Source organism: Chitinivibrionia bacterium, assembly GCA_009779925.1.
Lineage (GTDB): Bacteria > Fibrobacterota > Chitinivibrionia > Chitinivibrionales > Chitinivibrionaceae > WRFX01.
In genome coordinates, this window is the sequence record WRAZ01000054.1 from 1 (window position 1) to 10,128 (window position 10,128).

At 45.4% G+C, this 10,128-nt stretch carries 11 protein-coding genes; 2 read left to right on the forward strand and 9 right to left on the reverse strand.

Translation table 11 applies throughout. The features are described 5' to 3' along the window. The coding region (locus tag FWE23_10525; protein ID MCL2845863.1) for a hypothetical protein at window positions 1–197 on the reverse strand (197 nt) is incomplete at its 3' end. A 154-nt stretch (window positions 198–351) separates the two neighbouring features. Here FWE23_10525 and FWE23_10530 point away from each other — a divergent pair. Both FWE23_10530 and FWE23_10535 read left to right on the forward strand, forming a co-directional pair. Beyond that, entirely contained in the window at window positions 352–1,269 is a 918-nt protein-coding gene (locus FWE23_10530) for a sugar phosphate nucleotidyltransferase (protein MCL2845864.1), read from the forward strand. Window positions 1,270–1,280: 11 nt separating this feature from the next. Continuing rightward, the gene (locus FWE23_10535) at window positions 1,281–2,231 is read left to right on the forward strand and encodes an aminoglycoside phosphotransferase family protein (protein MCL2845865.1); all 951 of its coding nucleotides are present in this window, start codon (window positions 1,281–1,283) and stop codon (window positions 2,229–2,231) included. On the opposite strand, the gene FWE23_10540 is transcribed toward FWE23_10535, so the two are convergent. The 8 genes from FWE23_10540 to FWE23_10575 all read right to left on the reverse strand — a co-directional run. Then, the gene (locus FWE23_10540) at window positions 2,161–3,327 is read right to left on the reverse strand and encodes an alcohol dehydrogenase catalytic domain-containing protein (protein MCL2845866.1); all 1,167 of its coding nucleotides are present in this window, start codon (window positions 3,325–3,327) and stop codon (window positions 2,161–2,163) included. The two genes, FWE23_10535 and FWE23_10540, sit on opposite strands and share 71 nt — an antisense overlap. Window positions 3,328–3,395: 68 nt before the next feature. Beyond that, a complete protein-coding gene (locus tag FWE23_10545) occupies window positions 3,396–3,656 on the reverse strand; it encodes a cupin domain-containing protein (GenBank protein MCL2845867.1) in 261 nt (86 codons plus the stop codon). 14 nt (window positions 3,657–3,670) lie between these two features. Next, window positions 3,671–5,011, reverse strand: coding sequence for a rod shape-determining protein RodA (gene rodA, locus FWE23_10550; protein MCL2845868.1), 1,341 nt, complete (start codon window positions 5,009–5,011; stop codon window positions 3,671–3,673). Further along, window positions 5,011–6,915 (reverse strand): penicillin-binding protein 2, encoded by a 1,905-nt coding sequence (mrdA, locus tag FWE23_10555; GenBank protein MCL2845869.1) that lies wholly within the window; start codon window positions 6,913–6,915, stop codon window positions 5,011–5,013. The genes rodA and mrdA overlap by 1 nt, the downstream gene beginning before the upstream one ends. A 4-nt stretch (window positions 6,916–6,919) precedes the next feature. Beyond that, window positions 6,920–7,429, reverse strand: coding sequence for a rod shape-determining protein MreD (gene mreD / locus FWE23_10560; protein MCL2845870.1), 510 nt, complete (start codon window positions 7,427–7,429; stop codon window positions 6,920–6,922). Beyond that, a complete protein-coding gene (locus tag FWE23_10565; GenBank protein MCL2845871.1) occupies window positions 7,426–8,268 on the reverse strand; it encodes a rod shape-determining protein MreC in 843 nt (280 codons plus the stop codon). The genes mreD and FWE23_10565 overlap by 4 nt, the downstream gene beginning before the upstream one ends. Window positions 8,269–8,289: 21 nt before the next feature. Continuing rightward, window positions 8,290–9,324: a rod shape-determining protein gene (locus FWE23_10570; protein ID MCL2845872.1), complete on the reverse strand. Its 1,035-nt coding sequence runs from the start codon at window positions 9,322–9,324 to the stop codon at window positions 8,290–8,292. 120 nt (window positions 9,325–9,444) lie between these two features. Beyond that, window positions 9,445–10,128: ABC transporter ATP-binding protein (locus FWE23_10575; protein ID MCL2845873.1), on the reverse strand; the 684-nt coding region annotated here is incomplete at its 5' end.

Sequence of the window (10,128 nt, forward strand, 5' to 3'; positions counted from 1 at the left end):
CTGTGCTGTGCTGTGCTGTGCTGTGCTGTGCTGTGCTGTGCTGTGCTGTGCTGTGCTGTGCTGTGCTGTGCTGTGCTGTGCTGTGCTGTGCTGTGCTGTGCTGCTATCGGCGAAAATACCGAAACGCAGAAAATGTCAACGATGTTTTGTATCAACGTATTAAAACTTTTTTGAAAGTCAGTCAAATGTGCAACCATTAATAACCTACCATTTTTTTCTACAAGCCAGATTTTGAGGAGAAAATAATATTTGCTTGCGACAAAAAGAGAAAGTTTTTAAAAAGGGAATAATTTTGACGTTTTTCCGGCGCGGCAAATATTATTTTGGAGCGAAAAACAAAGGAGAACCACTATGCGCGGCTTAGTTCTTGCGGCGGGCTTCGGCACCCGATTAAAACCAATCACGGACATTATTCCAAAGGCGCTTACGCCCGTTTGCGGGGTTCCGCTTGCGGAAATCGCCTTTCGTTGTTTTCGCAAAAACGCCATTGACGATTTGGCGATAAACATTCATTATATGCCCGAACTTATGGATATGCTGGTCGAGGCGCTCCCCTATCACAACCACATAACACGCTTTTATGAAACCCCCGAAATACTCGGCACAGGCGGCGCGCTTTGGAATGCGCGGGATTGGCTAAGCGACGACGATATTTTCTGCGTGGTAAATTCCGACATTATCCATAACGCAAAAATCAGACAACTCGCGATTGACTTTAAGTCGTCGGGCGAGGATATTTGGCTTATCGGCTCAAATCTGAGCGGCGAAAAGGTAATGGGAATAGACAAAAACGGACAATACGCAGGTAGGGTCGATAACGCATTTTCGGAAGTGAAAAAAGCGACCGCTTTCACAGGAATTGCCTTTTACAGAAGCGCGCTCGTCGAAATTTTCCGCAAAGACGATTTTGACGTAAAAACAATATGGAAACGCGCAATCGAGCAAGATTATTCGGTTTCGGTCAAGGATTTCGACGACATTTTGTGGTACGACACAGGAACGCCCGACGACCTGAAAAACTGCTATTGGGCAATTTTAGACAAAAAACTGAAATTCGATTTCCCGCTCGGAATGGAAGTGAACTTTGAAAAAAAAATCGCCTACCCAACCGACAAACAATACAATATAAGCGATAATTCGCAATATTTGTGGATAGAAAACGTCGCCGCAGAAAAAATAGACGGCAACCGTTCAATCTTTTGGGGCGGCTGTAAAGTCGAAAATAAGCGATACGAAAACAAATTAGTTATGCCGTGGGGAGAAATATAACAGTGGAAAAAATGGCAGGCGCAGGAAGTCAGCGGGAATTTTATCGAATAAATTTTGTAGGGGCGGGTTTGAAACCCGCCCCTACAACCGCAGTTCTTATGATTTGGGACGGCAAAGATAAAGATTGGGACTATTTTTTGGCGCTCAACGAAATTGATGAACTGCGCAATATTATCCCGACAATTATTGAAGCAAACAGAGCCGAAAATAAAGTTTTGGTAAGGGACTGCGGAAATTTCACCCTAAAAAATCTCTTTGAAACGTACAAAAATGATGTCGAAAAACAAAAAATTCTGCTCGAAAAAGTCGCCGAAAAACTGTCATTTTGGCAAAGCGTAAAAATTCCCGAAACAAACATTATCTCGAAACGAATTTTTACTATGCCGGATTTACTCTGGGAAACCGATTATTTCAGAGAGCATATTTCGCCCATTTTTCCCGAAACAAAAGAGTTATTTTTCAGCGAAAACTTTGAAAAAGAGCGAACAAAACTCGCCGAACTTGTCGATAATTTGCCAAAATGCCTTATGCACCGTGATTTTCAATCGGAAAATATTGTTTTTGACGATGAAGAGACTTCGACACCCGCCCGGTCGCCGTCGTTTGTGGATGTTCAGGGCGCAAGAATGGGCGCAAAATATTACGATGTCGCCTCGCTTGTTTTTGACCCGTATTTATATCCGCAAATAACAGAAGAACTGCGAGACAGTTTCTTGCAAAAAATGCAGATTGAAGACAAAACGCCTCTCTATTTATGCGCGCTTCAACGCCTTATGCAGGCAATGGGCGCGTATGGTAATTTGTCGAAAAACAAAGGCAAACCGCATTATGAGGCGTTCATAAAACCCGCGGCAATTCAAGCGGCGGATATTTGTGAGAAGCTGGAAAATTTCACGACTTTGCAAGAGATTTTGAGTTTTCTGAAAACAAGTCCCTCTCCCTTTCAATCGACCAGCCGCTGACTTCTGTGAACGGAAGTGAAAATTGCGGATAAATCAGTTTTTTGCCGCCGCCAAACGTCTCAAATTTGTCGAAAATATCCTTTACGCTGTCTAATCCGCATACGTGGCTTACTATCGGAGACGGGTCTATTGTGCCGTCTTCTATCAGTTGAAGCGCGCGGCGCACATCCTCGCCCGAAGCGCCAGAACTTCCTACTATGTGGTGGCGCAAATAATGGATATTGTTAAAGTTTACGGGGACGTTAAATTCTTTTTCCATAGGACCTGCGAAAAAATTAAGGCAGCCGTCGAACGCCAAAAGCGACATTCCCAAGTCCACCATATCGCGCGACGGTGCAAAAACGGCGACATCGTCGATTGTTCCCGCGAGAGAGCGAACGTAGTTTTCGTCTTGCGGCGAGTATGCTTTTATTCTTTCGTCGTTTTTTATTATTTTGCCCAAAGTTTTAAGATTTCCGAGATTTCTGTCGTAAATTATAAGTTTTGCGTTATTCGTTGATTTTGCCTGCCACAACTGAACGGCAAGTTTTCCCATATTTCCCGCGCCGCCTAAAAACAGTGTTATTCCGTCGGGTTTGTTTCCGTAAATCGGCTTAAAACTCTCTTGTTTTGTGTGATATTGCGTTCTGAAAGCCGCTATTATACAGCCCAAAGGCTCAGCAAGCGCCGCTTTGTAAAAGCCCTCGCCGCCAAATTCTATAATCGCGTCGTTTTCGTAAAATTGTTTTGGAATTTTTATCTTTGTTGCATAGCCGCCCGCCTCGCTGAAAGAATGCCCCATCGCTTGCCATTCAAAGCCGCTTTCGTAAACCATCGGCTGAACTATAATGTTTTTGCCGACAAGTGAATTTTCCACTCCCCTTCCGACTTCAATTACTTTTGCGCAAAATTCGTGTCCTAAAATTACGGGATTATTCGCAAGATTTTCGGGAACTCGGTTGTGTTCTTGTCCGAGAAGCGCGACTTTTCGGCAGGTTGTGCAAACTGCGGAGCAAATAATATCGGCGATTATTTCGTGTTCGTCGGGAGGCGACAAAGTTATTGTCTCTCTGCGTAAATCGCTTTTTCCATATAATCTGACGACTTGAGATTGCATTTTTTCGCCTTTCGCTATTTATTGCCCAATGGAGACATAAGTATTATTTCTCTACAAAAACAATTTTTTTATCTGAACAAATAATGCTTTTTTACAGGCTTTATCACTTTCCAAACGCAACTTAGTCCCGCAGGGAAAATTACGTAATCGCCTGCGCCAAACGATACGCTTTTGCCGTTGTAATCAACAGAGACCTCGCCATCAAGAATTAACGCGCGCTCTTCGCTGTCGTAGTGCCAACTGAATTCCGATACGTCGCAACCCCAAGTTGGTTGCGATTTCATTTCGGCGATTTCGGCGTCGCCGGCTTTTTTTACTTTTATTTCCATAGTTTTCTCCTTAATTAAGCGCCTTCTCGCTCGGCGCGAGCGCTCAGAATTATCCCGACTAACATCGAAACCGTTAAGGTAAAAGACCCTCCATAACTCAAAAACGGCAGAGGAAGACCTGTTACGGGCATTAGTCCTATTACCATTGCAATATTTACAAAAATATGATACACAAAAAGCGAAGCCGCGCCGACAACCAGCAAATTCACAAAACGGTCGTCTATATTTGTTACCGCGTAGAGCGCTCTTGCCACAAAAAGGAAGAACAAAAGTATTACGGCAACGCATCCGTAAAATCCGAACTGCTCTCCCAAAACGGCGAATATAAAGTCGGTATGTTGCTCGGGAAGATACGCCAAATTCACCTGCGTTCCCTGCAAAAATCCTTTCCCCGACATTCTGCCCGAGCCGATTGCGATTAGCGATTGAATAACCTGATAACCGCTGCCTCGCGGGTCGAGCTGAGGATTTATGAAACTTATTACGCGCGCTTTTTGGAAGTCGCCCAAAGCGTTTTCCCATATAAGAGTTGCCGCCGAAGCCGAAAACAAGTTCAGCGCGACAACTAAAATTGCAATAATTTTAGGCGGACGGGTAAAATACAGCGAAAAGCATATAGCGACAAAGAAAATCGCCCAAGGAATAGTGCCCAAAATGCCGAATTGTCCCGTTTGCTCCGTTGCACCCGCAGTTGCCGCGTTTAAATCCATAGTGCCTCGCATAACAAATGCGACAACCATCGGCATAATTGCCAAAACCGCCGATATTGCAGGTGAAATCAAAAACAAAATTTCTACAAGTTTCATACCCGCCCAGTAAAAAATCGGAAGCGACATTGCCACAAGCGCAAGAGTAGTAGAAAGGTCGGGTTGGCGCACCACAAGAGCAAAAGGCACCAAAATAATGAGCGCGGGAACTATAAGCGAAAGCGGTTTTTGCAGTGATATTTCTTTCTTGGTAAAGTAGCGGGCAAGCATAAGTAAAAGCCCTATTTTTGCAAATTCCGACGGCTGAAATCTAAAGCCCGGAATTGGAGTATTTATCCATCGCCCCGCACCTTTTACCTCGGTTGCACCAGTAAGAGCCACAATCAAAAGCAAGATTGTTCCTATATAAACGACGGGCGCAAACCTGTAATACCAATCCACGGGAATGCTCACCATTATCAAAACTATAACTATTCCGATTGTCGTCCAAATTATTTGGTTTTGGAAAATGCTTGCAAGAGGTCCCGTTGTGTGCATTGCAACGGCGCTGTAAACGAGCGCGGTTCCTATAATCCAAAGCGCAATGGCAATGGCGAAAAATAGAAAATCAAAGGATTTTTTTTGTATTGTTGATGTTTTTGCTACCATTACCTTACTCTCCTGTCTGCAGGAAGTCTCCTGTATATTTCGGCTACTTCGCGACCTTTATCGGTCTCGTTAAAATAATAATTCATTATAGCGCCTGCAATGGGAGCCGCATATCGTCCGCCGCCGCCGTCCGCTGTTTCGACAACCACTGCAACTGCAATCGACGGGTTTTCGAGTGGAGCGGTCGCCACAAAAAGCGCGTGCGAATTGCCGTGCGGATTTTGCGCCGTTCCCGTTTTTCCGCCGACCGTAATTCCTTGCACTCTCGCTCGTCGCCCTGTACCGCCGACTTCTTCTATGGAAGTACGCATACCAACTTTTACCGCCTCAAATGCCGCATTGCTTACCTCTTCGAGCGAAAAACGCTCGTCGCCGACGTCTCGTTCAAAAATTATATCGTCGTTAGCGTCAACTATTTTTTTTGCCAAAAACGGCTGAAAACGCTCTACTGTGTTGCCGAGCGCGCCTACCATAACCGCGAGTTGCAGAGGTGTGAAAACCTGTTGCTGACCTATAGCCATATCCAAAAGAAGTCCTTCCGTCCAAACCCAGCCGCGGTTTCTGAACCTTGCGTTGTACGCCTCTCTGCCCGACATAAAGCCCGCGCTTTCCACGGGTAAATCTATGCCTGTTCTGCCGCCCAAGCCCAAAAGCGTGGAATAGTGATTTATTAAACTGTCGCCCAAACGAAGCCCCAACTGATAAAAATAAACGTTGCAGGAAACCTTGAGCGCGTCATACATATTTAGCGGACCGCAGCCTCTGTGGTTGTGGCATCTTGCCGTTCGCGTTCCTATTCTGAAAGAGCCCAAACAACTTCTCGGCATTCTGGCGGTCGATGAAATCCCCAAACTGTTAAACGCGGCAAGGGCGGGAACCATCTTAAAAGTGGAGCCGGGCGGATAAGTCCCGATAACCGCGCGATTTGTAAGCGGTCTTGCAGGATTGCCCACGGCGCGCCGCCATTCTAAGTCCCGCACTCTTCTTTCGAGCGAAAAAATATTCGGATTTACCGCAGGAAAACTGACAATAGCAAGCACTTCGCCTGTTCGCGGGTCAAGCGCAACAACCGCGCCGCGCATATCTTCGCCAAACGCTTCGTAGGCAATTTGTTGCATTCTCGCGTCTATGGTCAAATGAACGTCGTAGCCGCGAATTGCCGCCCTCGACGGTTTGTTTTCCAAAACGCCCAAGCGCCGTCCGAACGCGTTTCTTTCAATAAAGTGAAAACCGTCCTGACCGCGCAAATCGCTCTCGTATTGAAGTTCAATTCCCGCTATTCCTATAAAGTCGTTTCGCTCGTATCCCATAAACCGAAGCGTGTCGAACTGCGCCGAGTCAATCGGGCTCAGGTATCCGGTGATGTGAAAAACGCTCTGCCCTATCGGATAGTCGCGCCGCATTGTCGTCTCCAGAATAATCCCCGGCAATTCCGCCGAATGTTCGTTTATTACGCTTACAAAATCAAAGGAAATATCCTCGCGCAAAATCGCCAACTGCGACGAGCCGCGCCGCCGCGCTCTTGTAATTGCGCCGACCAACTGCGTGGAGTCAAAAAGCGCCTCGCCGTTTGAGTCTTTAATTTTCAGAAGATTATTGACTATCGGAAACCCGCGCGGCACCAAAATCGGAATTATGCCGACCGCATAAGACGGACGGTTTTGCGCTATAATTACGCCGTTTCTGTCGTAAATAACCCCGCGCGGCGCCTTAATTGTTTCTTGAACGACCTGATTATCGACCGATTGCGCAAAATTTCGCTCGCCGTGAATTATTTGCACGTAAAAAAGGCGTAAAATCAATATAGAAAACATACAGGCGACAATAATTAAAAGCACGTTTTTTCGTCGCGCTCTTTCCTGTCTGTTTCTTTCGGGCAGGGCTGCTATTATTGCCTTTGCCATAATGCTATCTCTTTGATTTTGAATGAAAAAGGAAGTCCGAAAGCATAAACGCTATAACTGCGAATATTGTTGTATAAACCGCCCTCGGAAGCGCCGAAACAAGCAAGAACATCGGCAATTCCGCAAACGGATTTGCACCGCCGACCGCGGCGTCCGAAAGATAAATTACCGTATCGTGTATAATAACCGTAATAAGAAGCATTATTAACTGCAAAATTGGGTCTATCGCCATATTTTTTCTGTCAAAAATCCCCGCAACCGCACCAACAACCGTTTTAGCGAGCGCGTTTGCGCCCAAAAGTCCTGCCGAAAACACGTCTATGAGAAGTCCCAGAGAAAACCCGCACCAAATTCCTTTTGTTCCGCCGTAATTTATAGAAAAAATGAAAAGCAATATAAGCGGCAAATCGGGAAAAATGCCGAAAATTGCGATTTTGGGAATAACAGTTGTCTGAATAACCAAAACCAATAAAAAAAGTAAAATCCATTTAATTATTTCTTTTATCGCACTCATTCTTCACCACCTTCTTCTTCGTCGTCCGAAATTTCAGAAATCGGACGCCCGCCCCACCGCGGCATAGATTTTACTACAAAAACATTGCGAAGTCGGTCAAAATCAACTGCCGACCTGATGTATATCTGCTTGAAAATATCGCCGTCTCTTGGCGCTACAATTCTTTCCACGGTTCCGATTTTGAAACCTCGCGGATAAATTCCGCCAAGCCCTGTTGTATGAACGGTGTCGCCGACGTCAACAGGCGAAATGCTTCTGAAATTGGCAAAAAGAACGCCGCCCGACGTCGCCTCCAAAATCCCGACAGAACCCGACGCAACGTGCTCTATGCTTATACGTTCTTCGGGTGCGCGTAAAAACTGAACTTGCGAAGTAATAGGCGCTACCGAAATAATTCTGCCGACCACATTACCACCCAAAATAACGGGCATATTTACGACAATCCCATAATTATAGCCGACATTTATTATAGCGGTTCTGAAAAAAAACGTAGGCTCGCGAGCTATAACGTTTGCAGGGATAATTTCGTATTCGGGCGTAAAATCTATTTCGTCTATATTGTCAAAACTGTCGCTCAGCAAATTGCGAAGCACGGTATTTTCCACCTGCGTCGCCTCTATTTCCGCACGCAGACTTCTGTTTTCGGCAAATATATCTCGTATATGATAAAACCCGCCCAGAGTAATTTGAACGGGTGAGAAAATAGTCAGCGAAAGTGTTCTTGCAATGTTATCCTGCTGAACTCTTTCTGCGGACATCATTAAAAACGATAAGGAGACGGTAATTATAACCGAAGCAATTCTGCGGTACGTTATAAGGAAATGCAATATCCAATGCACTTATCGCTCCTCCCTTAATTCTTATTGCCTGTGGTTTCGACTGCTTCCAAACAACACCTGTGAATATTTTTGCAAATTTTCCGCTACAATAAGCGCGCCGCGAGCAACACGCGTAAGCGGGTCTTCGGTAATGCAAACAGGTAAGTTTGTTTCTCTGCGAATTCTTTCGTCAAGACCGCGCAAAAGCGAACTTCCACCAGTCATTATTATACCTTTATCCAAAATATCCGAAGATAGTTCAGGCGGTGTTTTTTCAAGAGTGTTAAGAACGGCTTTAATAATTTCATCAACAGGCGCTTTGAGCGCTTCGCGGATTTCTACCGAGGTTATTTGCAATTCTCTTGGAATTCCGGCAACAATATCGTGCCCGCGCACTTCCATTTCGAGTTCTTCGGGAAGTTCAAACGCCGAACCGACTCTCTTTTTAACTTCTTCCGCCGTACTTTCGCCAATGAGAAGATTATACGATTTTTTCATATATTCCACGATTGCTCTGTCGAACTGGTCGCCGCCGACTTTTTCAGAAAGGTCGCAAACCATACCGCCCATAGAAATAACCGAAATTTCAGATGTGCCGCCGCCTATGTCTATAATCATATTTCCCGAACTTTCCAAAATCGGAACATCCATTCCGATAGCCGCCGCCATTGGCTCGGCAATAAGTCGCGCTTCGATAATTCCCGCTCGCTCTGCGCAATCTAAAACCGCACGTTGCTCAGCCTTGGTTATTCCCGACGGAACTCCCATAACCGCGCGCGTTCTCTTAAACAAGCTGTTCGGCTGTACTTTTTGAACAAAATACCGCAACATCTCTTCAACTAAGTCAATGTCCGCAATAACTCCGTCGCGCATAGGACGAACCGCGGTAATTTTACCCGGCGTTCTTCCCAACATTTTTTTAGCGTCTGTTCCGATTTCAAGAACCTCGTTTGTGCTTCTGTCGATAGCTACGACAGACGGTTCGTCTATTAAAAGACCTCGGTTTTTCGCATAAACCAACGTATTGGCTGTTCCTAAGTCAATTCCGAGCGTTGTGCCGAACGAAAAGAATCCCATAATTTATACCTCTCATCACTATTATTTTCTGTTTTTTGAAAAATTACTCGCGTAAAAATACTTTTCGCAAACACTAATATGCTGAAAAATCTCAATAAAATCTATTTTTTATTTAATTTATCAATTTGTCGCGTAATCGTGGTCGAGCGGCATTGCTCGCAGCGCGTCCGCGGCGCTCTTGGGATGAACGTTTCTGTCCTCCACAATTTTCCCGTCGCGAAGTCGAATTTGGCGGGAACAAAAAGAGGCGATATCGGGCTCGTGAGTAACAAAGCAAATGGTTTTACCTTTGGAATTCAGTTCCTGAAAAAGCGTCATAATCTCAAAACTTGTGCGAGTGTCCAAATTTCCCGTTGCTTCGTCCGCAAATATGACTACCGGGTCGTTAACAAGCGCTCGCGCAATCGCAACTCTCTGTTGCTGTCCGCCCGAAAGCTGGCTCGGCGTATGGTGCATTCTCTCCTGCAATTTAACCATTTCGAGCGCGTGCTCCGCTCTTTCGCGGCGTTCTTTATTGTGAATTTTCGGGTTGTAAAAAAGCGGAAGCTCCACATTTTCGAGCGCCGTCGTTCGAGGCAACAAATTGTATGCCTGAAAAACAAATCCGATAAGCGTGTTTCTGATAAGCGCCAGTTCCTGAAGATTTTTCGATGAAACCATAGTCTCGGCAAGTTTATAAGTCCCGCTCGTGGGGCGGTCTAAACAGCCCAAAATGTTGAGCAACGTCGTTTTTCCCGACCCGCTCGTTCCCATAAGCGCCGTAAATTCGCCCTCGTAAATCGTAAAAGAAATCCCCTTTAATGC

Bases quoted from the DNA above. Each gene is read 5' to 3' on its own strand.
- FWE23_10530 (MCL2845864.1), top strand. From the start codon at position 352: ATGCGCGGCTTAGTTCTTGCGGCGGGCTTCGGCACCCGATTAAAACCA.
- FWE23_10535 (MCL2845865.1), top strand. From the start codon at position 1,281: ATGGCAGGCGCAGGAAGTCAGCGGGAATTTTATCGAATAAATTTTGTA.
- FWE23_10540 (MCL2845866.1), bottom strand. From the start codon at position 3,327: ATGCAATCTCAAGTCGTCAGATTATATGGAAAAAGCGATTTACGCAGA.
- FWE23_10545 (MCL2845867.1), bottom strand. From the start codon at position 3,656: ATGGAAATAAAAGTAAAAAAAGCCGGCGACGCCGAAATCGCCGAAATG.
- rodA (MCL2845868.1), bottom strand. From the start codon at position 5,011: ATGGTAGCAAAAACATCAACAATACAAAAAAAATCCTTTGATTTTCTA.
- mrdA (MCL2845869.1), bottom strand. From the start codon at position 6,915: ATGGCAAAGGCAATAATAGCAGCCCTGCCCGAAAGAAACAGACAGGAA.
- mreD (MCL2845870.1), bottom strand. From the start codon at position 7,429: ATGAGTGCGATAAAAGAAATAATTAAATGGATTTTACTTTTTTTATTG.
- FWE23_10570 (MCL2845872.1), bottom strand. From the start codon at position 9,324: ATGGGATTCTTTTCGTTCGGCACAACGCTCGGAATTGACTTAGGAACA.